Source organism: Acidovorax sp. JHL-9, assembly GCF_000426205.1.
Taxonomy (GTDB): Bacteria; Pseudomonadota; Gammaproteobacteria; order Burkholderiales; family Burkholderiaceae_C; genus Acidovorax; species Acidovorax soli.
Window position 1 is genome coordinate 166374 of the sequence record NZ_AUEX01000004.1, and the last position, 24547, is coordinate 190920.

The following is a 24547-nucleotide window of genomic DNA, read 5'->3' on the forward strand; positions in this document are numbered from 1 at the left end:
GGCATTGGGTAGCTCAGCACTGCCCGTCGTGCTGGTCGAATCGCAAAAAACCCAGGTCGGTGTCGGCCTTGTCCTCGCCCTTGAACAGGCGCCAGCACAGATACAGCATGACGCCCATGTCTATCACCAGAATAAATGCTTCCACGAACAGCCTCCCAATATTGCGCTCAGTCGGCCGATATGCGCCGGTTGATGATCTTCAGTTCGATGTCGGTGCCCTGCCGGCGGGGCATCACCGCCCCCTTGTTCCGGTAGATCACCAACTCTGTCTCGTGCGCCTTGTGGTTGGCCGGGGTGGGTATGCGCGCCACCTCTTCAAACTGGTCGCTGGACATCACGCGCTCAAAGCGCTGCATGGCTTCCAGGTCGGCCCAGAAGCCGGGCTGCATCACCACGTAGTGCACGCCGTTGGCGTTGATGGCCTCGGCAATCTCGGCTTCGGTCAGGCCCTTTTGCTCCACGCCCAGTTCCCGCCGCACGGCCACGCCCAGCAGCAGCTTGTCGGCCCGCATGACGTGCAGGTCGCGCCGGCCCTCCAGTGCGCGCATGTTGAATACAAACGAGCCGTCGCGATAGCCTGAGAACATGACCGTGCTGTCGCGCGGAGCAAGCCGGGCCACCTCGGCGGCTGCCTGGGCGTAGCCCTGCACATAGAAAACGGGGCGCGTCCACACAGTCAGGCCGGCGGTGGCCAATACCAGCACGGCCAGTGCAGCCACCGCCCCATGGCCCACACGGGGTGGCACCAGCGTGTGCAGCAGGAGCACGGCAAAAAAGGCCACAGAGGGCAGCAGGAAAACACTGTGGCGGGCCTCCTTCAGGTCGATGGACGAGAAGAACAGGTACCCCACGCCGAAGCCCAACCACCAGAGCCCCAGGCCGGGCATGCGCCGCCACGCGGCCATGACGGCGCCGGCCAGGCCCAGCGCCGTCAGCGGCCACCCCGCCTGCAATGGGATCTGCTGCAGGTACCACACCCAGCCTTGCCAACTGGTGCGCGAGGCCACCGCATCGGCCACACCGGTGACTGACTGCAGATTTGCCTGGCCAAACTTGAGGGTGAGCACAGCCAGTGGCAGCAAGCCCACCAATACCAGGGCGGCCACCCACCAGTGATGACGGTAGCGCAGCATGGCCCAACCGTCGCGCTGCGCGATGAGCGCAGCGTAGACCACGCCCATGTAGGCCACACTGATCTTGGTGTACATGCCCAGCACCAGCAGCGCAGCCCCAAGGTACAGCCACCTGGGCGGCGCGCCACGCAGGTAGGCCACCACGGCCACGGCGCTCCACACCAGAAAGGCGAAGGCGGGCACCTCCAGCATCACCTGCCGGCCCCAGAAGGCCACCTCGGGCAGCCAGAGCACGAGCGCAGCGAACGCCAGCGATGGGGCCGCAGGCAGCCAGAACCGTGCCAGGCGCCAACAGCCCAGGCCAAGCGCCAGATAGTGCAGTGCCACCACCAGCAGCGCCGTTTCGTGCGACACCCCGAGCACCGCGTAGAACGGGGCGCTGATGGCATAGAACAGCGGGGGGTAGAAAAGAATGGTGAGCGCCGGGTACTGGGCGTAATAGCGATAGGCGTAGCCAGCCGGATCGTCGAAGGGCATGGCTTTGACAAGGTCCATGACGAACACGCCGTTGAGCGCGTGGCGCGGAGAATCGCTCCAATAAAAGTCGCCGCCGTGAGGTGCCTGCGCGAACAGCAGCGCGACGCACACCAGCACCAGCGCCCACGCCAGCAGGCGCTCCTGGGCGTTGATGGATGGCGTTTCAGACCGCTGCATCGACCACCTGCCGGAAAAGCTGCAATTGGCCCTGCGTGGTAGCGTCCCACGAGAAAGTCTGGGCGTGGGCGCGGGTTTCTACCCGCGTGGGCGGCTGGGTATGCAGCTGCATCCAGGCTGCGGCCAGCGCCGGGGCATCGCGACGGGCCATGAGTACGCCGGCCGCCGGCTTGCCCACCACCTCGGGCGTGCCCCAGATGTTGGTGGCGATTACCGGCGTGCCGCAGGCCATGGCCTCCAGCAGCACATTGGCCCAGCCCTCGCGGCTGCTGCACAGCGCCAGCGCATCGGCCGCGCTGTACCACCATTTCAGCTCGGTTTGCGGCACTACGCCAGCCCAGCGCACACGCTCGGCCACGCCCAGGCGCTGGGCCAGGGCCTTCAGCGCACCCTCTTGCGGGCCAGCGCCGGCAATCAGCAGCGTGACCCCGGGCAGGTGAAGCAGGGCCTCGATGGCCACATGGTGGCCTTTTCGCTCGATCAGGTGACCTACCGAAAGCAGGTAGCGCCCATCCATCGGCAGGCCCAGGCGCTGGCGGGCCTCGGTACGGTCTTCGGGCACGAAGCGCTCCAGGTCCACCCCATTGCGCAAGGTGTGCAGCTTGGCGCGGTCCGCACCCAGTTCGCCCAGGGTGTCCATCAGCGCCTGGCATACGCCAATCGAGGCGCTGGCCTGCCCGGCCGTTTGCAGGATGCGCTTGCGCGGGAACGGGTATTGCGCAATGAGGTTCAGGTCGGTGCCACGCGCCGTCACCACAAAAGGCTTGCCCAGCCAGCGGGCCAGCAGGCCTGCGGCCACGCCGTCGGGGTAGTAGTAGTGGGCGTCGATGAGGTCAAAGTCAAAGCCCTGGCGTTGCAGGCGGCGGATGGTGGACAAAGCCCCCAGGGCCATGGCGTAAGGCGCGAGGTTCATGCCCACCTTGGGCAGCAGCAGGTAGCGCGGGTGGTGCACCTCCACGCCGTTGCGCTGCTCTTGGCGGGGCGTGGCGGCGAACTGGGCGTACTCGCCAAAGCGCTGTGCCTTGAATGGGAACCACGGAACCGGCGCCACCACCTTGGCCTGCACTTCGCCGGTCTGGAGCAGTTCGCGCAGGCGCGTTTCCACAAAGATGCCATGGATGGGCCGCACCGCGCTGGGGTAGAGCGTGGAGAACAGCAAGACTTTCATGCGCCAGCCTCCGCCAGTGCGGTGACCCGCCGTGCGTTGCGGCCCCATGTCAGGCCCAGCCGGTCAATGGTGTCCGCGGCACCTTGTGCAAGACGCTGCCGCAGCGGTGCGTCGGTGCACAGCCGTGTCAGTGCGCCCTCCAGTGCGCCCTGCCGGGTTGGTTCGAACATGAGGGCGTTGACGTTGTCGGTCAGCACTTCCAGCAGATTCGGCGTGGCAGGTGCCACCACCGCCTTGCCCAGCACCAGGTATTCCATCAGCTTCAATGGTGAGGCATACGGCGTGACGGCGGGTTGCAGCGCCACGTCGAAGGCGGCCACATGGGCGGGCAGCTGTTCGCGGTGGATCACGCCCGTGAAAGTCACGCGCCCGGCCAGGCCCAGTCGCTTTGCTTGCGCCTCCAGCTCCGCGCGCACCGGCCCGTCGCCAACCACCAGCAAATGCGTTTCTTGCGGCGCCTGGGGCGATGCCATCCAGTCGATGATGCGGTCCACGCCATGCCAGTCGCGCACAAACCCGGTGAAGCCCAACACCACCCGGCCCTGCAGGCCCAGGCGGGCCTTGGCCACATCGGGCGTGGGCGCATCGGCGAAGTGTGCGCGATTGATGCCGTTGGGTACCACATGGATGCGATCGCCGGGCACACCATACGCACGCACATGATCGCCCAGCACCTGCGTGACAGGCAGCACGGCATCTGCACCGCGCCATGCAGTGCCCTCGGCCCAGCGCGCAAGTCGGCGCAGAGCCAGCCCTCCGCTGTGCTGCGAGCGCTCCAGCACCAGGGGAGAGTTCACCTCCAGCAGCAGCGGAATACCCAAGCGCTTTTTGACCAGCAGGCCTGCCAGCAGGAACAGGTTGTACCGCTCGTAAATCACGTGCGGCTGAAATTCGCGCGCGGCGGCCATCAGCTTGCGATAGGCCACCAGGTTGTAGGCCAGCTCCATCCCCTCGTAGGCGGCCTTGGGCAGCAAGGCCTTGAGGCGATGCACCCAATCCATGTCGCGACCCATGCGACCAGCCCCATGTGCTGACACATCCGCAGGGACCTGGGACGCCCCCGGCGCCACCACGCGCACTTCGTGCCCTTGGCTGCGCAGGGCTTCAACCATTTCTTCGATGTGGACGGCTTGTCCATCCTTCGAAGCGGTGCGGTGGTGGTAGAGGATTCTCATGAATCTGCGGAATAACCCGGAGCGCTGGGTACCGGCTCCCCCAAGGGCTGACCGGAAAAGAGTCGCTGGTAGGAATGCACCATCGCATCAATGCCCCATTTTTTCAATGCCTGCCGACGTGCTGCCTGGCCAAATAAGCGTGCTCTGGCCGAGTTGGTGTAAACACTCCACAGAGCGTTCGCCATGGCGTTGGCATCGTCAGAAGGAACAAGCAGTCCGGTAACGCCGTCTTCCACCACATCGGGGGTCCCCCCCACCGCTGTCGCCACCACAGGCAAACCGCTGGCCATGGCTTCCTGCAGCGTGCAGGACGTTCCTTCGGCCTGGGAAGGCAGCACAAAACAGCCCAGCATGCGCAAGATGTCGGCCACATCATCCCGCGCGCCTGCCAGCCACGCCAGATGCTGGACATGGGCTTCAGCAAGCACCGCCTCCACTTCCGCCCGCAATGGCCCCGCCCCCACCACCACCAGGCGCATGCGTGATCTGGCTTCTGGGTGGATCTCCAGCAGTTTCACGAAAGCGCGGGCCAGCAAGGGCTGGTTTTTGACGGTTTGCAACCGTCCCACCGTACCCACCATCCAGTGCTGGCCGGTGGCAAAGGGGCAGCCGGGCAAGGATTGCGCCGCCCCATGGTGTGGTGGTGCAAACGTTTGGGTATCCACCCCATTGGCAATGAGCGAACGGCGGCGGGTGGGCACGCGGATGGCCCGTGCCAGGTATTCATCCAGGTCTTTCGACACCGCCACGTAATGGCTGACGAAGGGTTTGTACAGCCTGCGCAGGCGCTGATAGCGCATGTTGTGCCCCTGGGGGTCGTGCGCATCCCAGCCGTGCTCGGCATGGATGCGCAGCGGCACGCGGGCCAGCCAGGCCAGCGGAGTGATCTCCAGTGCGGCGAGGTTGCAGGTGTGCACCACGTCGGGTTGGAGCTCACGCAGCAGACGGTAGATGCGAGGATAGAGCGGCACGGCGTGGCCTGTTGGCTTGCGCAGCTCAATGAAGCGCACACCGGGCTGGGTGATGCGGCGCTTGAAATCACCGATGGTGGTGAGTGACAGCACCACGTGCTCAAACCGGTCCGCAGGCAGGCGGTTGATCAGCTGAACGATGACGTTTTCCAGCCCCCCCACGCCGAAGCTGTACACCACATGAACGATGCGCCGGCGGCGCGGTGTGCTGCTCATGCCGCGACCACGTCGGCGGTGGCTGCATGCGCGACGGATCGGACCGGCGCCAGCGCTTGCCGCAAAAACGCATCAAACATGATGAGCATCCACAAGGCCGTCGAATGGTCGTGATGCCCGCCCAGGTGTTGGTGGATAAGGGTCTGCAACGTGCCCGCATTGAAGTAGCCCGATGCCAGCATGCGCGGGCTCAGCACCGACTCCTGCATGCGTTGCGCCAGCGGGCCGCGCAGCCAACTGGCCAATGGCACCGAAAACCCCATCTTGGGCCGGTACAGGACGTCGTGCGGCAGCAAAGGCTCGAAGGCTTTCTTGAACACATATTTGCCCTCGCCGTTCCGGATCTTCAGGTCGCTGGGCAACGTGGCGAGCCATTCGACGAGCGGGTGGTCCATCAAGGGCTCGCGCACTTCGAGCGAATGCGCCATGCTGGCACGGTCCACCTTGGTGTTGATGTCGCCGACCAGCCAGGTTTTGTAGTCCAGGTACTGGACCAGGGCCAGAGGATCGTCGGTCTGGGCCTGCAAGGCGTAGCGGCGGAACACGTCGAGCGCGCTGTAACCGCCCAGGCTGCGCTGGAATGCGGACGAAAACAGGGCCTGGCGCTGGTCGGCCCGCAGGTGCGACATGCTGTGTTGGTAGGCCTGCACCGTGTCCATGGCCAAGGCCTGCAAGGTGGTCTTGGCGCGCAGCAGGCGCGGCGCCCAGTCGGCCTTGGGGTACATCTGGCCCAGTGCGCCAAACAGCGAACGGCGCAGACCGTGCGGCAGGCAGTTGCGCACGGCCTCCTCGCCCTGGTGCATGCGGTAGCGCCGGTAGCCGCCCAGACTCTCGTCGCCACCGTCGCCGGAAAGCGCTACGGTGACGTGCTTGCGCGCCATCTGGCAGACACGGTAAGTGGGGATGGCCGAGCTGTCGGCAAAAGGCTCGTCGTAGAGCCCTGCCAGCGTGTCGATGAGATCGAAGTCGTCACTGCTGACGACTTCGAGCTTGTGGTCGGTGTGGTAACGGTCCGCCACCTGCTGGGCAAAGGCGGATTCGTTGAAGCGCGGATCGTCGAAGCCAATGGCACAGGTGTGAACCGGCGTGTCTGAAAGACCGGCCATGGTGGCCACCACGGCGCTGGAGTCCACCCCGCCGGAGAGAAAGGCCCCCAGAGGCACATCGGCGATCATGCGCAGCCGCACCGATTCCTTCACCCGCTCGCGCAGCTCGGCTTGTGCGTCTATCAGTCCGATGGGGTTGTCATTGCTGAAATGCACGTCCCAATAGGGCACCGGCTGGGCGGGGGCAGAGGCGCCGCGGCGCAGCGTGAGGGAATGGGCCGCTGGCAGCTTGTGGGCGTTGCGGTAAATGCAGCGCGGATCCGGAACATAGCCGAACGAGAAATAGTCTTCCACCGCAAGCGGGTCGATGTCGCGCACAAAGCCCGGGTGTGCGGTCAGCACCTTGAGTTCAGAGCCGAAGATGAAACTGCCATCGGGCAGCCAGGCGTAGTGCATGGGCTTGACGCCCATGCGGTCGCGCGCAAGAAACAGGGTTTGCTGGCTGCGATCCCACAGGGCAAAAGCAAACATGCCCCGCAGCCGGTGCAGACAGGCCTCGCCCCAGGCTTGCCAGGCGTGCACGACCACTTCGGTGTCGCTGCGTGTCCTGAAGTGGTAGCCCAGGGCCTTGAGCTCGGACATCAGTTCACGGTAGTTGTAGATCTCGCCGTTGAAGACGATGCCCACGGTGCCGTTTTCATTGAACAGGGGCTGCTTGCCTGTGGCCAGGTCGATGACGGACAGGCGCCGATGGCCCAGCGCCAGCCCGGGCTCCAGATGCACGTCGTCTTCGTCGGGCCCGCGATGGGACTGGACGTCATTGATCCGTGCGATCAGGTCGCGCGAGAAGGCGCGCATACCCTGGGTATCGAAAAGACCGGAAATGCCACACATGGTCAGCTGCGCCCTCGTGTTTGCTCCAGCGCCACCACCAGCGCGTCGCCCTGGCTGTCCAGATAGGACTGCAGGCGTGCAGAAGCCTCGGCCTCGGACTCCCTGGCATCCGACAAGGGTGTGTAGATCACGATATGGGCCCCGTCATCGCCCCATCCGCTGAGGCGCCCCAGAGCCCCCTGGATCTTGCCGGCGTAGTCGCTGGCGGTGAAAGTGCCGTGGACCCAGTAGAAGCGCCAAGCCAACAGCCGCTGCGCATCGGCGACCGTGCCAGGCGCATGTTGGCGCAGCACGGCACTTGCCACACGCAGGGTCCGGCCTTGAAGCCGCGCATGGACAGAACCACTGGCCACACGCACCCAGACCGGGTCCTGGCTCTTCACCAGCACGCTCTCTGAACTGACCAGCTTGCGCTGGTAGTCTTGCTGGCGGTAATAGCTGACATGCAGTCCCAGCGGCTGGTTTCGGCCATCGGTCAGGCCCATGTCCAGCGTGTCAGAGGCCTGTTCAAAAGCCGGCCGCCAGTGGCTGGGTGGCATCGCTGTGGCACGCCATGGGGCCGCAACCATGGGTTCGACTACTTGCACAGGCCGTGTCTGCGCGCCCAAATCGATGACCGCCAGCGCGCCATGCGGCGCCAGCACCACGGCAAAGGCGATCGCCAACGCAAGCCAAGCCGTTTGAGGAGCGGCGCCTGTTGGCTCCAGGCCACCAGGAACCACCGCCTTGGGCGGCGGCGGCAGGGGGTCGACCCAGCGCGCACCGATGAGGAACATCACGCCGATCACGATCCCGAAAAACAACCACCCGTACACGAGGTGGTCCACCCCTGTCGCGATGGTGTTGCCCGAGAGGTGCCCCAGCATCACGATCAGATAGGCGCGCACCCAATTGGCCACCAGCGGGACCAGGATGGCCACCACCATGAACACCAGGCGCTTGCGCGTGCTTTGGTAGCTGAGGTACGCAAACAGGCAGCCCACGGTCACGGAAGCGATCAGGTAGCGAATTCCGCTGCACGCCTCCACGACCGACCATGCTCCTGAAGGAATGATGAATTGCAGGCCCTCCCGATAGACCGGAATCCCGCTCGCACGCAGGGCCATCACGGTGAAATCGGCGGTCCAATCCATCAGGCGTGGCAACAGGAAATCCCCGATGGGCACGGCAAAGAAAAGAAAACCCAAAGGAAAAGCCAGTGCTCTGGCGACGCGCCAACCGAACACTGCAGGTACGGACAGCACGATCAGCGTGACCAACGCCAGTTGCGTGGCGGCATTCACGGCCACCAGATCACCGGCCAGCCAGAGCGCCGCCGCGCCCGCCATCAGCAACCAGGCCAACCGCCCCGGGCGGGGAACCATGGGTGCGAGCACCGCGCGTTGGCGCCACACCAGCCAGAGCGAGATGATGGGCACCACAAAACCATGCGCGTAGGTGTCGGAACGCGCCCAGATCATCGCCATGCCCCAGGCCGAATGCCAGTAGGCGATCAGAATGACTGCATGCAGCAATACCAGCGCAGCCAGGGGCCGGCGCCAATGGCGGGGGAGGAGTTGGGTGCGGCCAGTCACGTTCGGCCTCTCATGCGATGACATCGCAGGGATGCGAGGCACGCATACCGGCCAGGCAATGGTCGATGCCACTCAGATGTGCCTGCCAGCTGCACTCCTGCTCCACGTAGCGGCGGGCCTGGTGCCCCAATGCTACGGCGTTGTAGGGAGACTCCAGCAGCGGCTGCAAGGCCTGCACAAATTCTTCTGGCGAGTCTGCGCGCAGCAGCCCCTGCCCCGCACTCGCGCCGATGGCATCCGCACAGCTGCTGACCGTGACCACGGGCCTTTGCATGGCCATGGCTTCCAGAATTTTGTTTTGAATGCCACGCGCAACCCGCAACGGTGCCACCACCGCACTGGCGTATTGCAAATAGGGCCGCACGTCCGGCACGGTTCCGGTGACCACCACATGCCCACAAGCCAGCGCCTGCACTTGTGCTGAGGGGCTGCGGCCAACGATGTAGAAGCGCACCTGCGGCCAGCGCGTGCGCAACAGCGGCAGCACGTCGGTCACGAACCAGCTGACGCCGTCAATGTTGGGCCAGTAGTCCATGGCGCCGGTGAACACCACCGCCTGCTCATGGGCCTGGAAGGGGTTGGGCCGCCGGGGTTCTGGCATGAAAAAATCGGCATCCACCCCGTTGCCCATGGACTGCACACGCCCCTCGCATTCCGGCGCCTGGGACAAAAACAAAGCGGTTTCATTGGACGTCACGAAATACGAACGACGCGCCAGCATGGCCATCGCACGCTCGTAGGCAAGCAGGCGCCGCCCCTCCATGCGGTACAGCGTGGAAAGGGGCCAGCGGTGTGCGGGGGCGTACTGGGTCCATTTGGCAGAGTCCACGTCGACAAAGTCCACCAGCATGGGCACCTGCGGCAACAGTGGCTGCGCATACTGCGCCATGGCCGAAGAAAACACCACGCTGGCCTGCAGCTTGTGCTCCGCCGTTGTCTGCTCCACCCAGCGCCGCATACCGGGGTTGCGGTAGTAGGCCAGCGTGAGCGCTTCCCGCGACAGGAGACCGCGGAGACTTTTGACCTTGGCGCTAGGTGAATGAATGTGCTCCACGTGCAGGTCTGGACACATGGCCTGCAGTGCCGGCAGGTGCTGCACGTCGTCCGGGTCGTCGATGAAGGTGCCCAGAAAAACGCGGTGGTTCTGCTGCAATTGGCGCAGCAGGTGGTACGAGCGTACCTTGTCGCCCTTGTTGGGCGGGTACGGCAATCTGTGCACCAGGTAGAGGATGTTGCCCATGGTGGTGATGCGTTGGTGGTGCTCAGCCAAGGTTGCGCACGATTTTTGGTCCGAGCCAGTTGGCCAGTCCAATGGGCATGCGCCGCCATGCAGCGATCAGCCAGCGGTACTTTGCGTTCGCGGGGTTGTTCTGGGGCACGCTGTCGCTCTTGTACAGCCGGTATTCGTAGTGCAGCGGGGTGGGTTCAAAGCCCCAGTTCTTCTTGAACGCATACGAGCCCGTGCCCTGCTTGCTGCGGCCATAGTCGAACACCTTCAGCCCCCGGGCGCAGGCCAGGCGCATCAGCTCCCAGTACTTGAAATCGTTGGCTGCCAGCTCCCTGGCCGCCTCGTCGTCACCGGCGTAGTAAGGCAGCACCTCGTCGCGGAAATAGAAGCTCAGCACGCTGCTGATGGGGCGGCCATCGGGCGCGCAAATGGTGAGCACCTCGCAGTCAGACCCAAAAACGCGACGCAACCCGCTGAAGTAGGCCTTGGGAAAGGCTGGCGTTCCATGGCGGTGCACATTGTCGGCATAGAGCGCAAAAAACCGATCCACCGTGGTGTCGATATGGGACGTCAGCCCATTCTTGATGCCCTTGCGCACCATGGCGCGCTGCTTGCGCGGGATGGCCAGCAGGTTGTCCTCTTCTTTCGGCGCTATGGACTTGCGAAACGTCACATACAGGTCTTGCAGCGGCCAGTCGGCGTGCCGGCGCTGCACATGGCGCAACTCCAGGTGGTCCACACCCAGGCGCTGGGCCAGTTGCTCGGCCTCCCGCTCCAGCGCTGCAGCCGCTTCCTCGTCCTGCGCGACAACGCCTCCATACACCGAAAAAGGCAGGCTGGTGAGCGCATTGCCGAACAGGCGGCTCTTGACATGCCCCAGCGGCAATATCCCCCGGATGCTGTCACCGGCCTGTGCATAGAGAAAGTAGGTGTCGTGGCGAAACACCTCGCGAATCAGCGTCTGCCAGCCGGCGCGGTGGAAAAAGGTGGCTTGCGGACAACCCAGCACAAACGCGTCCCAACGCGCAGCGTCGGCGGCGCTGTGCACGTCCAGGCGGCCAATGGAGAGCCTGGCGGCAACGTCAGACAAGGGGCACCTCTTGCGCTTTCGGGGAAAGGAAAATATGGTCCATGCGACCCCAGTGAAAGTCCCGCAGCAGGTGGCCCAGCCGCCGTTCCATGCGACCGATGTTCACATAGTGTCTGAAGTGGGTCTTGAAACTGATGCCCTGGACGCGCGGCTGTTCGACATCCACTTCCCAGGGATGAAAATAAAAAACGGCCGGTGAATGGTCCTGGCGATGCACCTCACGCAGCATCCAGCGCGACAACGCATAAGGGAGGAGGCGAAAGTAACCTCCGCCGCTCGAGGGCAAGTTACGGTGGAAAATGCGCAGGGTGGTCGGCGGCACCTCCATCAGTCCGTCGCGTACCTGATAGGCAAAGCGCGGTGCATCCGGCATTCCATAATGGTCGTGCCGGATGGGGTAAATGCTGGAGCTGTAGCGGTAGCCCGCACGCTGCAGCGTGTCTAGCGCCCACAAATTTCCTGAACCGATGGAAAAGCTGGGTGCACGGTATCCCTGCACACACACACCGGCAATGTCTTCCAGCAGGCCTTTGGCGTGGTGGATGTCGTGGAAGAACGCCTCCTCGGACAAATCACTCACACGCTCATGGCCGTAGCCATGGCTGGCCAGCTCATGTCCACCGTCCACGATGCGGCGCACCAAAGCCGGATACCGTTCGGCAATCCAGCCCAAGGTGAAGAAAGTGGCATGGGCGTTGTTCTCTTGCAGCAAGGCCAGGATGCGATCCACGTTGCGCTCCACCCGGCATTCACGCAAGTCCCATTCACTGCGTTCAATGTAGGGCGCGAAAGCCGACACCTGAAAGTAGTCCTCAACGTCGATGGTCAGCGCGTTGGTGATGGAGGGCATGCTGCGCATGGCGGTGGACTTCCTGTTCTAGCCGGAGGCGCTGTCTGAGTGCGCATGCCGACTTGCAACCACCAGCTTTTGCAGATTCACCAAGATTTCCAGGATCACGCGCTCCTGGCGCAACACGCTGCGCTCTATCCGCAACAAATGGGCACTCAGTTGTTCGGCCGTCATGTGCGCAAGTTGCTGCGACATGCTGTCCGCCAGCGAACTCTCCAGATCCAGATCCAGATCCAGCCCCAAGGTCTCCGATTCCAGTTCGCCATCCACCAGTTCTTCGTGTGCAGCGCTTCGGGTCGCCGCTCTCAACGGCATCTCCCAAGGAGATGCTGCCTTGGACGAAACCAGCATTTCAGATTGCACTTCTTGAATGATTTCGCCGACCAGTTCCAGATCAATGTGTGCCCGGTCCGTCAGGAAACCCTGCAACAGGATACGGTCGAACAAGGTATTGATGCGCCGCGGAATTCCGCCTGTGTAGCGGTAGATTCCATCGAATATTGCGGGGTCGAAGGTAGGCTTGTCGCTGGCACCCGCGCATTTCAGGCGATGCTGGATGTACTCGCGGGTTTCATCCGCCTCCAGGGGCCCCAGGTGGCATGTGGCAGTCACGCGCTGGCGCAGTTGCACCATGCCTGGGCTTTGCAGGATTTCGCGGAACTCGGGCTGGCCCACCAGAAAAGTCTGCAGCAGTGCGTGCTGGCCATTCTGGAAATTCGACAGCATGCGCAGTTCCTCCACCGCCTGTGGCTGAAGGTTCTGCGCTTCATCCACGATCAGCAGGCATCGTTTTCCTTGCAGCGTCTGGGCGACGAAAAAGGCCTCCAGTGCCAGCAGCAGGTCTGCTTTGGAGACACCCCGCACATGGATCCCGAAAGCGGCACCCACCAAACGCAAGGTATCTTCGGCCCCCAACTGCGTACTCACCAGATGGGCCGCCACAACGGTTTCAGGATCCAGGCTGTCGATCAGACCGCGGACAATCGTGGTCTTGCCCGCCCCGACCTCCCCCGTAATCACGATGAACCCTTCGCAGCGCATCACGCCATATTCCAAATACGCGCGTGCGCGCTGGTGCTGCTTGCTACTGAAATAGAAGCCGGGATCGGGATTGAGCTGGAAGGGTTTGCTGTTCAACCCATAGAACGCTTCATACATGGATCAAAACCGGTGTGTGATCGTTCCGACGATGGCTGATTCGCGGTAGGGGCTGGCGACGCCATCCGACACAACGCGGCGTATCTGGAGCCCCCCACTGGTGCGGGGGGCCAACAGCGTGTTCCCGCCCAACACGAGTGAGCGCACCCGGGTTTCCAGCCCTGGCAAACTGCCTTCACTGCGCTGCACGCCGAGATTCGCATGGACCGAAGAATTCGGCGTGAGACGGTGCGCAAGCCACAGGTTCCAGCCATGCTGGCGAATGCGGGAATTGGCGTCGAAATCATCGCCCAGCTGGAGCACACCGCCAATTGAACGCGTATCCGAACGCGACACGGCCAGCGTGATGGTGCTGCGCTGGCCCAGCAGTGCCAGGGAAAGTTGCTGCACCCGCCGCAACGCGGTCGATGACCGGAGGAAATCCTGAAACACCTGGACGTTGGCAGGCAAACCCAAGCGTTCAATTTCTGCCAGTACGAGCTGTGTACGCCGAATGGGGTCAGGCTCCAGGGGGGTATAGAAGCCCTCCAGCAGATCGAACAGAGACCCCAGCGAGGCCGACTGCGCGCCCAACCCGTTGGAAATGGCCTTGACATCGGTGTAGCGCCAGACGGTGCGCCCGGTGCGGTGCTCCAGTGCGGCGTTGTGGGATTCGCCGAAGTAACGGCTCTCACGTTCAAAAGACAGTCGCGATCGCTCCGATGGCTGCCAGTTGACGCCAAAACCCGAGATGCGGTGAGACTCCTGTGTCAGCGAGAGCTGATTGGTCGATTCGGTTCCCCCAATCCCTGTGAGAACCCATTGCGGCGTGACAGCCCAGCTCACCCGCGCACGCAGCGCCGTGGTTTCGATACTCCGACCGAGCGAATAATCGACAACCTGATGGGCGGCATCTGCGGACCAGCCCAGCAATTTACCGCTCCCCCTGTTACCCAGATGCAAGAGCCAGTCTTGCGCCGTGACATCCGAACGACGGCCAGTCTTGGTCTGCGTGTCTTGCACGCTATAACGCGCCTCGTAATCCACCGCGGACCCGAGACGACCTCGCAGGTACGGCGACAAGCGGAAACTCGAAGTTTGGGAAGTGTTGGGGTTGGCGGGAGTGCCATCGACCGGCGCACCAAAAGCCGATATGGGCTGCGAAGCGACGACGCCGGACACATCGATAAAGGCCCATTGCTCGATCGCCTCAACGACAGCGCGGGCATTCAGGCTGTGCCGGATCTGATTAAAGCCTGACTCCCGTGCGTAATAGGTATCGTGCAGCGAGTAATCGACAAACCCTTTGACACGGGCCGTGTTGCTGATCAGCTGAAACCCTGGAATCACCTCCGTCACCTGGTCGCTGATGCCGGTGGCATGCAGCCGGGCATTGTTGGTGATGGTGTGCTGCACCGAAATCCGCGGCTCGAATACCAGGCTGGGTTGGCGTGCTGCTGCCTGCGCCTCTTCCTGTTGCGCCGTGGCCGTGCCAGGCAGAAGTATCGGCCCCATGGCCAGCACCAACGAGGCGCGGCGAAGGGAAATACTTAGGGTGCGCCGCTGCGACAGGTTCACGCGCGTTCTCCTTTTATGTCATGCCACGGCCTTGGCTGGCCTGGGCTCGCCGGCGTTCTGGTCGTAACCAAAGCCGTGGCCGTAGCCATAACCATAGGCATCCAGGCCACGGCTGCGCACCTGGTTCAGCACCATGAGCCTGATGGGGCAGGCTTCGATGGTGGACAGGGCATACTGGACCTGGGACTGGAGCGTTTTCTCGGCCTGCACCACGATGACGACCTGGCCCATGTGGCTGGCCAGCACCCGCGCTTCGGTGGTCAGCAGCAATGGAGGCGAATCGAAAACGATGATGCGGTCCCTGTAGCGTTTGCCCATGTCGTTGAGCAGGGCGACCATGGCATCACTGGCCAGCAATTCGGTCGCACGCGGATTCGGCAGACCCGTCGGCAACAGCGTGAAATTGTCGATGTTGGTGCGCAGCAGTACGTCGGGCAGTCCGATCTTGTCGTCCAGCAACAAGTCCAGCAGCCCAGGTGCTGGCTGCAAACCCAGCGTTTTCATGACGGACTGGCGTGCGACATCGGCATCCACCAGCATCACCGTGTGGTTCAGCTCCATTGCCAGACTCATGGCCAGGTTGATGGCGGTGAAGGTCTTGCCTTCCCCAGGCAACGAACTGGTGACCATGATGAGGTTGCCATTGGCCACCGCCGATGCACCTTTGCCCGTTGCATTTTCCAGGAGTGGCCGTTTGATGACACGAAACTGGTCCGTCGTGGCGGACCGAGGCGCATGAGGCGTGACAAAGCCTGCCGCAGCCAAGGCCGTCAAATCGATATGCACGCTCTTGGACCCCGGCTTGGAAGCTGGCTCGCTGCGCGGCACATCGACGGCCACATCTTGTGCGGGCGAGTCCGTTGGTGTGAGCGGCTGCAAGGTGCCCGGCGCGGCAAACCCTTCAGATGGCACACCGTCGCCTGGCATGGGCGCCCCCGCCTTTCGCAGTTGCTCTAGCCGCTGGGCCGCTTTTTCAATGGAACTTGTCATGATGGCATGTCACCCCAGAAGGCCCGACAGGTAGGACAGCGCAAGCATGCCGCCCGCATAGAGGAAAACGAGCGCCAGCAAGGCCATGATGAAGCGTTTGAAACTTCTCGATTCGCGTTGGCGGAAATCATCGCTGGGGATCAGATCCACCACCCCCAGCAACGGCAGCTGGGTCAACTGGCGCAAGGCAACGCCATCGAAGAACACCGGCCGGATCTGGCTCATGAGAAACGCCATGCCCAGCCCCGCACCCAAGGCCACCAGCAAGGTGATGGGCATCAGCAGCACCCGATTGGGCGCAACGGGCTTGGGAGCCACGCGCGGCGGGTCGATGACGCGAAATTCGGCCACATTGGACGTGTTTTCCAGCTGCCCCGACATCATGGCCGACTCACGGCGCGACACCAGATCCGCATAGTTTTTTTGATTGATCTGATAGTCCCGGTTGAGCTGCGCCAACTCTGCCTCCAACTGGGGAGCCACCTTGAGTTGCTGCTGCACACGGTTGGCGCGTGACTCGTACTCGACCACCCGCGCGCGCAGCGAAGCGACTTGAACCTCGGCGGCAGAATAGATGCGGCTGAGCTCCACCGCCGCCGGGTTGGTTGGAACTGCCGGCGATCCGGGCGCCGCCTGGGCTTTGCGCCGCAGCTCTTCCATTTCGCGACGCTTTTGCGTTTCCAGCTCCCCGATCAATCTGCGCGTGTTGACCACATCAGGGTGCTCGTCGGTGTAGCGCTGAAGCAGGGTATCCAAATTGCGCTTCTGCTCATAAAGGCGTGCGTCCAGCTCAGGCGTCTGTATGCCGACCGCAGAACCGAGGAGCGACTCGCCCGTTTGCGCGCGCAGCATTTCCAGCTGGCGGCTTGCCGCCGCGCGCGCGCTTTCGGCCTCACGCAGTTCCAGCCTGGCCTGACTGAGAAGATTGCCGATTTCGGCGGCCCGCCCTGCAGAGTCCAGGCCGCTCTGGGACTGCAATTCGATGTTGCGCAGCTTGAACGCCTTGAGGCGACCTTCTGCGTCCGTCAACTTGGCTTCATAGCTCTTGATCTGCTCGTCCAGAAAACGCCGCGCACTGTCCGAATCCTGGCGCGATGCACCCAGGCTGGATTCGACGAAGATGGTCAGCAGAGCCTGCACGACGCGCTGCGCTTTCTCGGGATTCTGGTCGCGATAGGACAGCGTGTAGAGGTTGTCCCGTCCGGTGGTCTGGATGCTGATGGACTTGGTCACGGCATCGACCACCGCATCCTTGGCCGCCTTGGAATGCGCCCCCAGATCCAGGTCAACGGTGCGGACCAGTCGCTCCACGGTCGGCCGGCTCAGGAGCGTGCGGCTGAGCATGGCCACCTGCTGCTCGATGTTCGGCTGCACGGCAATGCCCGTCATGAGAGGTCGCAGGATGGATTGCGTATCGACAAATACGCGCGCCGAAGCCTGGTAGTGGTCCGGCATCATGAGCACCACACCCACCCCCACCGCAGCAACCAGCCAGGTGATCAGCATGGCTAAACGGCGATAGATCCACATGCCGCGAACGGCTGTGGTGATCTGGCCTAGCAACTCATCCATTCAATCCCCCTCCACGCATGTCCTGTTCGCCGGGCGCCTCGCCGGCACCAGTCCTTACTCAGGCAAGTCAGAACCACCCTTGGGGGATGATGAGGATATCGCCGGGAAGCACTTCCACATTGGCGCCGATATCGCCATGTTTGATCAAATCATTCAGGCGCACGTTGTAGCGCTTGCTGCCCTCGGCCGAGCGCACGAGGGTTGCGCGGTTGCCATCCGCAAAATCGGTCAAGCCGCCCACGGCGATCATCACATCGAGGACCGTCATTTTTTGCTTGTAGGGCAGGAACTGCGGCTTGGTGGCCTCTCCCACCACGCGGATCTGTTCACTATAGGGACCGACGAACCCCGTCACGATGACCGTGACGACCGGATCACGCACGTATTTACCGAGTTCCTTTTCAACGTCCCGGGCGATCTGCACCGATGTTTTACCCTGCGCAACGAGCCCGTCAACCAGCGGCGTGGACACCTGCCCGTCAGGACGCACGGGCACCACTTGCGACAGCTCGGGATTGCGCCAGACGATGATATTGAGCGTATCGCCAGGCCCCACGATGTAGTTGTAATCCGGAGCGGATGCCTTGGCCGGTGCTGCCGGATGGCCAGCTCCCGCCCAACTCGCACAGCCAGCCACCGCCATTGCCAATGCGGCCATTGCCACCGCGCGAACCATGGAGTCCAGGAGCGTCGAAACGTATTTCTGCATGACACAACCCCTTACATCATTTGCACGGCTACAGTCCGAATAACCTAGCCTCGCTGCAGCATACCCCGAACGAATGTCACGCGTAAATGCCTTTTTGACCGCAAAAAACCTGCTCCCAACCTGGAGGCCATACCCGCAGGGCCGTTACATCTTGACGGCAAACCCCGTGCCCCTCCGGAGGACAACGCCCGAACGCCCCCGCTCGCAACCCTTGGCCGGCAGACTCAAGCGCAGCGGTAATACGCCCGGTACCAACGCACGAAGTTCTCTATGCCTTCCGCCAGCGGCGTCGACGGCGCAAAACCCACCCAGTCCCGCAGTGCCTGGGTGCTGGCATAGGTTGCCGGCACATCCCCGGGCTGCATGGGAAGCAGCTGCCGGATAGCCGCCTTGCCGAGCGCGTTTTCTATGCAACGGATGAAATCGAGCAGGGGCACAGGCTCGCTGTTACCGATGTTGAACACCCGGTAAGGGGCCGCGCCCATGCGTTCTGGGGTAGCAGGTTTATCCAGTACGCGCAACACGCCCTCGGTGATGTCATCGATGTAGGTGAAATCGCGCCGCATGTCCCCATGGTTGAAAACTGAAATGGGTTCGCCGGCGAGGATGGCACGGGTAAAGAGGTGGTACGCCATGTCGGGCCGCCCCCAGGGGCCATAGACCGTGAAAAAGCGCAGCCCGGTGGTTGGAAAACCATAGAGATGGCTGTAGGTATGGGCCATGAGCTCATTGGCTTTCTTGGTGGCGGCATACAGGCTCACGGGGTGATCGACGGCATCCGTTTCGGCAAACGGCATCTTGGTGTTGCCGCCATAGACGCTGGAGCTGGACGCATACACCAGATGCGCGACACCCAGGGCGCGGCAACCCTCCAGGACATGACCAAAACCTGTGAGGTTGGAGTCCAGATAGGCATTGGGATGGGTGATGCTGTAGCGCACGCCGGCCTGGGCGGCAAGGTGGATGACGCCGTCGAAGCGTTCGGCGGCAAAGAGATCGGCCATTCCAGTGCGATCGGCCAGGTCGAGCCGCACAAAACGAAAGCCTGGCGCCCCTTCGAGTCGCCGGAGCCTGGCCTGCTTGAGCGCCGGATCATAGTAATCATTGAGGTTGTCCAGGCCCAGAACCCGGTCGCCACGCGCCAGCAAGCGCTCAACCACATGGCTGCCAATGAAGCCAGCCGCGCCGGTCACAAGTACATATGGGGGTTTTCTTTCAGTCTTCATGCAAGGTAGTTCCAGTCCAATGGTGTCAACGCGGTCATCAGCGCCCATACAGGTCGTCGAACCGCACGATGTCGTCCTCCCCCAGATACGAGCCGGACTGCACCTCGATCATCTCCAGATCGACCTGGCCTGGGTTTTCCAGGCGATGCGTCACCCCCAAAGGGATGTAGGTGGACTGGTTCTCGGAAAGAAGAAACACCTCGTCACCCTTGGTCACGCGGGCCGTCCCACGCACGACGATCCAGTGTTCGGCCCGGTGGTGGTGCATCTGCAGCGACAACTTGCCGCCAGGCTTGACCAGGATGCGCTTGACCTGGAAGCGCTCACCCGCGTCAACGCCGTCGTACCAGCCCCAGGGGCGATATACCTTGCGGTGCAGCAGTCCCTCGGTACGGCCGTCACGTTTGAGACGGTCGACAATTTTTTTCACCTCCTGGGTGTGGCGCTGATCGGCCACGAGCACTGCGTCAGGCGTCTCCACCACAACCAGCCCTTGCACGCCGACACACGCCAGCAGGCGCCCCGAAGACAGCGCCAAGGTATTGCAGCTGTCCTGCATCAGCGTCCGCCCTTGCGCCACATTGCCCTGCGCATCCTTGGGCAGGATTTGCCACAGTGCGTCCCAGGCGCCCACGTCGGACCAGCCAGCCGACAACGGCACCACCACACCCGATGGCAGATCCAGCAGAGACTGCGCTCCGCCCAATCGCTCCATCACGGCGTAGTCGATGGAATCGCTCGGGCAGGCAGCGAATGCCTCGACCTCGACCCGCAGAAACGACAGGTCGGATACGCCATCTTTCCACGACGCCTGGCATGCAGCCAGGATATCGGGACGGCACCGCTCCAGCGCTTCGAGCCAGACGGAAGCACGCAGCACGAACAGGCCGCTGTTCCAGAGGTAATCGCCCGCTTGCAGATAGCTTTCGGCCGTGGCGAGATCGGGTTTTTCCACAAAACGGGTGATGGCGCGAGCGCCGTCCTCCCCCACCGAGGCACCCGCCTGGATATAACCGTAGCCCGTTTCGGGTCGATCCGGGGTGATGCCGAAAGTGACGATGGCGCCATCCTGCGCAAGCCTCGCGGCGTGGCGCACGCCTTCCTGAAAGACTGCGGGCTGGGCAACCACGTGGTCCGAGGGCATGACCAGCAACACCGGATCGGCGCCGCCAGACTGCGCGGCCAGCGCCGCAAGCGTGAGTGCGGGAGCGGTGTTGCGGCCCACCGGCTCCAGCACGATGCGGCCTTGCATGCCGATCACACGCAATTGTTCCGCCACCACGAAACGGTATTCCTCGTTGCATACCACCAGCGGTGGTGCGATGTCGGCGCCAGGCGTCCCCTCCACCCGACGCAAAGTCGCTTGCAGCAGCGAATCGTCGCCCATGAGCGCGAGCAATTGCTTGGGGTATTTTTCACGCGACAGCGGCCACAGGCGCGTGCCCGAACCGCCGGACAACACCACCGGCTGGATCAACATGGTTTGCTTGCTCCCCGTTTATCTGCAGACATGGGTCTCACCGTGAACCAACGCGGCGTTGCTGGATGGCCAGCGCTTCACACCGCAAGCCATGCTGTTCGATCATCTTATTCCAAATGTTTTGCGCCTCAAGCCGTGCCATTTCGATGGAACCGGCGAATGCAGCGCCCCTACAATCGCGCCCTCACCCGACGGGGGCATTCAAGGAAATGAACCAGTTTTCTGTTCTCTTCGTCTGCATGGGCAACATTTGCCGCAGCCCCAGCGCACTCGGCGTGTTTCGCCAGCGTGTCGCACGCGCCGGGCTGGTCGAAAGCGTGCGCATCGACTCCGCCGGAACCCACGGATCGCACCGGGGCGAACCACCCGACGTCCGCGCACAGGCCCACGCCCGGCGGCGCGGCTATGCACTGGCCGATCTTCGGTCGCGCCAGGTCACCGACGGTGATTTCTACCGCTTCGACCTGCTGCTGGCCATGGATGACGACAACCTGTCAGAGCTGCACCGCCGCTGCCCCCCCGGGCAGCAATACCGCCTGCGGCGCCTGACCGAGTTCTGCCTGCGCCATGACAGCCCCGTGGTGCCCGATCCCTACTATGGCAGCGCACAGGGTTTCGAGCATGTACTGGACCTGCTGGAAGACGCCTGCGACGGACTGTTGGCGCATGTGCAACAACAACTGGCTTCGGCTTCCTGAACCCTGCGATGCAAGCCGGCGGTGTCCTCAGAGCCTGTTTACGATCTCGCAGGCCAGCTGCGCACGCATGGCGTCGATGACACCCCGGTAATCGGGCTTGCCGAAAATCGCACTCCCCGCCACAAAGGTGTCCGCCCCTGCATCGGCCACGCGGCGGATGTTGTCCGCCTTGATGCCGCCATCCACTTCCAGGCGGATGTCCTTGCCCGATGCATCGATGCGCCTGCGCACGGCTTCGATCTTGCGCAGGGCCGAATCGATGAAGCTCTGGCCACCAAAGCCGGGGTTCACGCTCATGATCAGGATGAGGTCGATGTCATCGATCACCCAATCCAGCACATCCAGCGGCTCGGCCGGGTTGAACACCAGGCCCGGTTTCACGCCCTTGCTGCGAATGGCCTGGATGCTGCGGTGCACATGGCCCGAGGCGTCGGGGTGAAAGCTGATGTAGTCTGCGCCCGCCTCGGCAAACGCCGCGGCCAGGGCATCCACGGGCTGGATCATCAGGTGCACGTCCACGGGCACCGCCACGCCGGCGGACGTCCTCGCATGCGGCTTGAGCGCCTGGCAGACCATGGGGCCGAAGGTGAGATTGGGCACGTAATGGTTGTCCATCACGTCAAAGTGGATCCAGTCGGCACCGGCGGCAATGACGCTGCGCACCTCTTCACCCAGGCGGGCGAAATCGGCAGAGAGGATCGAAGGGGCAATGCGAAAAGTACGGCTCATGGCGCGATTGTCGCAGTTACCATCCGTCCATGCCCAAGTACCAGTTTGACGTGCAGGTACAGCCGGAGTACCTGCCAGAACAATCCTCCCCGGACTCCGGCGTCTTCCGCTTTGCCTACACCATCACCATCACCAACACGGGCGATACGCCCGCACAGCTGATCTCGCGCCACTGGGTCATCAGCGATGCCAGGGGCCACACGGAAGAAGTCAAGGGCCTCGGCGTGGTGGGACAGCAGCCGTTGCTCCAGCCCGGGCAGTCGTTCCAGTACACCAGCGGATGCGGCCTGCGTACCGCCAGCGGCACTATGCATGGCACATTCCATTGCGTGGCGGAAGACGGCGAGCCGTTCAGCTGCCCGGTACCCTTGTTTGTGCTGGAAGCCACCCATCCCGGGGCCTCAGGACAACCGCTGGCCGGCAGGGTGCTGCATTGAAACGGCCAGCCACCGACCTGGCAGGACTGCTGGCGGCGCTGGACCCGCAGGCAGGAATGGCACAGCGCCACCTGTGGCTGATCGACCTGCTGAACTGGGTGCGCGGCGCGCGCGATTCGGTGCCGGGCGCCACGGCGCGTGTGCAGCTGTTCCTGGAAGCGGTCGAGGCGCGCTCTGACGTACAGCCCCGGCTGCAGGCCTGGTGGGCCACCCTCGTGGAGTCCGTGGACATCACCACGCTGCTGGCCGATTTTGGTTTCGCCAAGGACACGGCCGTGCTCAGCGAAGCGGCAGAGCGACTGCGCAACCAGCTGCTGCCGCACAGCCCCGAAACCATTGACGCCTCGGAACTCTTCGTACTGGCTCTGCCCAGCGCTTTCGATGCCAAGTGGCTCGGCGCGCTGGACGAAACCCTGCTGAACCGGCTGGCGGCCCTGCTGATGCCGCAAAGCCCCCAGGGTGCATCACGCTGGCAGCATGCGCTGCTCGACGCCATCACCTACTGCGCAGGGCAGATCCTTTCGACCGGTTTTGCGCCCGGCTTGCGCCTGCGCATGAGCGAGTCCGCCCGCGAAGCACAGCCCTTTCATGCGCTGATTCGCGACGTGGAGAGCCTGCGCACCGAGGTGCTGCACGCGCTGCGCACGCCCGACCGGCTGCAGGAGGCCGCCCAGCGCCTGCGCGAGCGCCTGGAAGCCTGCCGGGCCGCTGCAGCCACCGTGTACACCCACTTCGAGGACAACGGCATTTCCGTGGACCTGGTGTTTCGGCTGCGGCAGCTGCGCGCGCGCATCCTGCGGGTGCGGGAACTGCTCGAGTGCCTGCTGTCTCCCCAGCCCGCCGTTACCGCGGCCCGCCTTCTGGCGCACCTGGTGGAGGTGGGGCGGGAGCGGCGCAGCCTGCGGGCGCTGCTGGCCTCCAACTCCTCGCTGCTGGCGGCCAAGGTGGCCGAGCGCAGCGCCGAGACGGGCGAGCACTACATCACGCGCACGGCGGCCGAGTACCGCTCGATGGTAAAAAAGGCCGCCGGTGGGGGCGCCGTGATGGCCTTGACCACGCTGGTCAAGTTTGGCCTGTATGCGCTGGCCCTGTCGGCGTTCTGGGGCGGTTTCTGGGCCGGCGTGAACTATGCGGCGAGCTTTGTGCTGGTGCAGCTGCTGCATTTCACCGTGGCGACCAAGCAGCCGGCCATGACGGCACCCGCCATGGCGGCCAAGCTCAAGGAACTGGCTTCGGGCGAGGCCATCGAGTCGTTCGTGGACGAAGTCACCCACCTGGTGCGCTCGCAGGTGGCGGCCGTGCTGGGCAATGTGCTGGTGGTGTCCCCCCTGGTTCTGGGCCTGGCGCTGCTGATGGCCTGGGCCAAGGGCTCTCCGGCCATCAGTGCGGACGAGGCGGGCCATGTGCTGGAGTCCCTGCACCTGCTGGGGCCCTCGCTGCTGTTTGCCGCATTCACCGGCGTGCTGCTGTTCGCGTCCAGCATCATCGCCGGCTGGACCGAAAACTGGTTCGTGCTGCACCGGCTCGACTCGGCCGTGCACTACAACCCGCGCATCACCGCCCGCCTGGGCCAGGAACGTGCGGCGCGCTGGGCACGCTTCCTGCGCGAAAACCTGTCGGGTTTTGCCGCCAACATCTCGCTGGGCTTCATGCTCGGCCTGGTCCCGGCGTTTGCAGGGTTTTTCGGGCTGGGGCTGGATGTGCGCCATGTCACACTGTCTTCGGGCCAGCTGGGTGCGGCCACGGCGGCCTTGGGCTGGAACACCTTTCACCAAAGTGCGTTCTGGTGGGCCCTTGCTACCATTCCCCTGCTCGGCGCCCTCAATGTCAGTGTGAGTTTTTACCTGGCTTTTCGCCTGGCATTGCGTGCCCACAACGTGAGCGGTGTAGACCGCTCACGCATCTATGCAGCGATGCGGCGCCGCCTGCGCAAGGCGCCTCTGAGCTTTTTCGTACCTGAACGCCGGGCCGCCTGATTCGGGCGTAACTGGC

The 24547-nt window shown here is 63.5% G+C and carries 21 protein-coding genes; 3 read left to right on the forward strand and 18 right to left on the reverse strand.

Features of this window, described 5'->3' with window-relative positions:
• Positions 1-13: 13 nt before the first annotated feature.
• From K225_RS22715 to K225_RS0105015, 17 genes are all read right to left on the reverse strand, one after another.
• Positions 14-145: a hypothetical protein gene (locus K225_RS22715; RefSeq protein ID WP_255346459.1), complete on the reverse strand. Its 132-nt coding sequence runs from the start codon at positions 143-145 to the stop codon at positions 14-16.
• Between the two features lie 22 nt (positions 146-167).
• Entirely contained in the window at positions 168-1787 is a 1620-nt protein-coding gene (locus K225_RS0104940) for a glycosyltransferase family 39 protein (RefSeq protein WP_026435377.1), read from the reverse strand.
• A complete protein-coding gene (locus tag K225_RS0104945; protein WP_026435378.1) occupies positions 1774-2955 on the reverse strand; it encodes a glycosyltransferase family 4 protein in 1182 nt (393 codons plus the stop codon). Before K225_RS0104945 ends, K225_RS0104940 begins: the two co-directional genes overlap by 14 nt.
• Positions 2952-4130: a glycosyltransferase family 4 protein gene (locus K225_RS0104950; protein ID WP_026435379.1), complete on the reverse strand. Its 1179-nt coding sequence runs from the start codon at positions 4128-4130 to the stop codon at positions 2952-2954. The genes K225_RS0104945 and K225_RS0104950 overlap by 4 nt, the downstream gene beginning before the upstream one ends.
• A complete protein-coding gene (locus K225_RS20365; protein WP_051248687.1) occupies positions 4127-5317 on the reverse strand; it encodes a TIGR03088 family PEP-CTERM/XrtA system glycosyltransferase in 1191 nt (396 codons plus the stop codon). Before K225_RS20365 ends, K225_RS0104950 begins: the two co-directional genes overlap by 4 nt.
• Positions 5314-7257, reverse strand: a complete 1944-nt coding sequence (locus K225_RS0104960) for an XrtA/PEP-CTERM system amidotransferase (protein ID WP_026435380.1) — start codon at positions 7255-7257, stop codon at positions 5314-5316. The genes K225_RS20365 and K225_RS0104960 overlap by 4 nt, the downstream gene beginning before the upstream one ends.
• A gap of 2 nt (positions 7258-7259) precedes the next feature.
• A complete protein-coding gene (xrtA, locus tag K225_RS0104965; protein WP_238323191.1) occupies positions 7260-8831 on the reverse strand; it encodes an exosortase A in 1572 nt (523 codons plus the stop codon).
• Positions 8832-8841: 10 nt separating this feature from the next.
• A complete protein-coding gene (locus K225_RS0104970; RefSeq protein ID WP_026435382.1) occupies positions 8842-10071 on the reverse strand; it encodes a TIGR03087 family PEP-CTERM/XrtA system glycosyltransferase in 1230 nt (409 codons plus the stop codon).
• A 22-nt stretch (positions 10072-10093) separates the two neighbouring features.
• Positions 10094-11149, reverse strand: coding sequence for a FemAB family XrtA/PEP-CTERM system-associated protein (locus tag K225_RS0104975; RefSeq protein ID WP_051248689.1), 1056 nt, complete (start codon positions 11147-11149; stop codon positions 10094-10096).
• On the reverse strand, positions 11142-12008 hold the full coding sequence (locus tag K225_RS0104980; protein WP_026435384.1) for an XrtA system polysaccharide deacetylase: 867 nt from the start codon (positions 12006-12008) through the stop codon (positions 11142-11144). The genes K225_RS0104975 and K225_RS0104980 overlap by 8 nt, the downstream gene beginning before the upstream one ends.
• A gap of 18 nt (positions 12009-12026) precedes the next feature.
• The gene (locus tag K225_RS0104985; RefSeq protein WP_026435385.1) at positions 12027-13157 is read right to left on the reverse strand and encodes an XrtA/PEP-CTERM system-associated ATPase; all 1131 of its coding nucleotides are present in this window, start codon (positions 13155-13157) and stop codon (positions 12027-12029) included.
• 3 nt (positions 13158-13160) lie between these two features.
• Entirely contained in the window at positions 13161-14714 is a 1554-nt protein-coding gene (locus K225_RS20370; protein ID WP_051248692.1) for a TIGR03016 family PEP-CTERM system-associated outer membrane protein, read from the reverse strand.
• Positions 14715-14732: 18 nt separating this feature from the next.
• Positions 14733-15704: an XrtA-associated tyrosine autokinase gene (locus K225_RS0104995; protein ID WP_026435386.1), complete on the reverse strand. Its 972-nt coding sequence runs from the start codon at positions 15702-15704 to the stop codon at positions 14733-14735.
• Between the two features lie 9 nt (positions 15705-15713).
• Positions 15714-17276 carry an XrtA system polysaccharide chain length determinant gene (locus K225_RS0105000; RefSeq protein ID WP_026435387.1) on the reverse strand — a complete coding sequence of 521 codons (1563 nt, stop codon included), beginning with the start codon at positions 17274-17276 and terminating at the stop codon, positions 15714-15716.
• 67 nt (positions 17277-17343) lie between these two features.
• Positions 17344-17985: an XrtA/PEP-CTERM system exopolysaccharide export protein gene (locus K225_RS0105005; RefSeq protein ID WP_026435388.1), complete on the reverse strand. Its 642-nt coding sequence runs from the start codon at positions 17983-17985 to the stop codon at positions 17344-17346.
• A 224-nt stretch (positions 17986-18209) separates the two neighbouring features.
• Positions 18210-19211 carry an NAD-dependent epimerase gene (locus K225_RS0105010; RefSeq protein ID WP_026435389.1) on the reverse strand — a complete coding sequence of 334 codons (1002 nt, stop codon included), beginning with the start codon at positions 19209-19211 and terminating at the stop codon, positions 18210-18212.
• A gap of 37 nt (positions 19212-19248) precedes the next feature.
• A complete protein-coding gene (locus K225_RS0105015; protein ID WP_026435390.1) occupies positions 19249-20691 on the reverse strand; it encodes a mannose-1-phosphate guanylyltransferase/mannose-6-phosphate isomerase in 1443 nt (480 codons plus the stop codon).
• A gap of 209 nt (positions 20692-20900) precedes the next feature.
• On the opposite strand from K225_RS0105015, the gene K225_RS0105020 reads away from it, so the two are divergent.
• Positions 20901-21389, forward strand: coding sequence for a low molecular weight protein-tyrosine-phosphatase (locus tag K225_RS0105020; RefSeq protein ID WP_026435391.1), 489 nt, complete (start codon positions 20901-20903; stop codon positions 21387-21389).
• A gap of 27 nt (positions 21390-21416) precedes the next feature.
• Here K225_RS0105020 and rpe read toward each other — a convergent pair whose 3' ends face one another.
• Positions 21417-22118, reverse strand: coding sequence for a ribulose-phosphate 3-epimerase (rpe, locus tag K225_RS0105025; protein WP_026435392.1), 702 nt, complete (start codon positions 22116-22118; stop codon positions 21417-21419).
• Between the two features lie 29 nt (positions 22119-22147).
• On the opposite strand from rpe, the gene apaG reads away from it, so the two are divergent.
• Both apaG and K225_RS0105035 read left to right on the forward strand, forming a co-directional pair.
• The gene (gene apaG / locus K225_RS0105030) at positions 22148-22555 is read left to right on the forward strand and encodes a Co2+/Mg2+ efflux protein ApaG (RefSeq protein ID WP_026435393.1); all 408 of its coding nucleotides are present in this window, start codon (positions 22148-22150) and stop codon (positions 22553-22555) included.
• A gap of 56 nt (positions 22556-22611) precedes the next feature.
• The gene (locus tag K225_RS0105035) at positions 22612-24531 is read left to right on the forward strand and encodes a site-specific recombinase (RefSeq protein WP_051248715.1); all 1920 of its coding nucleotides are present in this window, start codon (positions 22612-22614) and stop codon (positions 24529-24531) included.
• Positions 24532-24547: the final 16 nt, after the last annotated feature.

Coding starts and splice junctions, on each gene's coding strand:
- K225_RS0104950 (WP_026435379.1), bottom strand. CDS start 4,130: ATGAGAATCCTCTACCACCACCGCACCGCTTCGAAGGATGGACAAGCC.
- K225_RS0105005 (WP_026435388.1), bottom strand. CDS start 17,985: ATGCAGAAATACGTTTCGACGCTCCTGGACTCCATGGTTCGCGCGGTG.
- K225_RS0104995 (WP_026435386.1), bottom strand. CDS start 15,704: ATGACAAGTTCCATTGAAAAAGCGGCCCAGCGGCTAGAGCAACTGCGA.
- rpe (WP_026435392.1), bottom strand. CDS start 22,118: ATGAGCCGTACTTTTCGCATTGCCCCTTCGATCCTCTCTGCCGATTTC.
- apaG (WP_026435393.1), top strand. CDS start 22,148: ATGCCCAAGTACCAGTTTGACGTGCAGGTACAGCCGGAGTACCTGCCA.
- K225_RS0105000 (WP_026435387.1), bottom strand. CDS start 17,276: ATGGATGAGTTGCTAGGCCAGATCACCACAGCCGTTCGCGGCATGTGG.
- K225_RS20365 (WP_051248687.1), bottom strand. CDS start 5,317: ATGAGCAGCACACCGCGCCGCCGGCGCATCGTTCATGTGGTGTACAGC.
- K225_RS0104980 (WP_026435384.1), bottom strand. CDS start 12,008: ATGCGCAGCATGCCCTCCATCACCAACGCGCTGACCATCGACGTTGAG.
- K225_RS0105010 (WP_026435389.1), bottom strand. CDS start 19,211: ATGAAGACTGAAAGAAAACCCCCATATGTACTTGTGACCGGCGCGGCT.
- K225_RS0104940 (WP_026435377.1), bottom strand. CDS start 1,787: ATGCAGCGGTCTGAAACGCCATCCATCAACGCCCAGGAGCGCCTGCTG.
- K225_RS0104960 (WP_026435380.1), bottom strand. CDS start 7,257: ATGTGTGGCATTTCCGGTCTTTTCGATACCCAGGGTATGCGCGCCTTC.
- K225_RS0105035 (WP_051248715.1), top strand. CDS start 22,612: ATGGCACAGCGCCACCTGTGGCTGATCGACCTGCTGAACTGGGTGCGC.
- K225_RS0104970 (WP_026435382.1), bottom strand. CDS start 10,071: ATGGGCAACATCCTCTACCTGGTGCACAGATTGCCGTACCCGCCCAAC.
- K225_RS0105020 (WP_026435391.1), top strand. CDS start 20,901: ATGAACCAGTTTTCTGTTCTCTTCGTCTGCATGGGCAACATTTGCCGC.
- K225_RS0104945 (WP_026435378.1), bottom strand. CDS start 2,955: ATGAAAGTCTTGCTGTTCTCCACGCTCTACCCCAGCGCGGTGCGGCCC.
- K225_RS0104985 (WP_026435385.1), bottom strand. CDS start 13,157: ATGTATGAAGCGTTCTATGGGTTGAACAGCAAACCCTTCCAGCTCAAT.
- K225_RS0105015 (WP_026435390.1), bottom strand. CDS start 20,691: ATGTTGATCCAGCCGGTGGTGTTGTCCGGCGGTTCGGGCACGCGCCTG.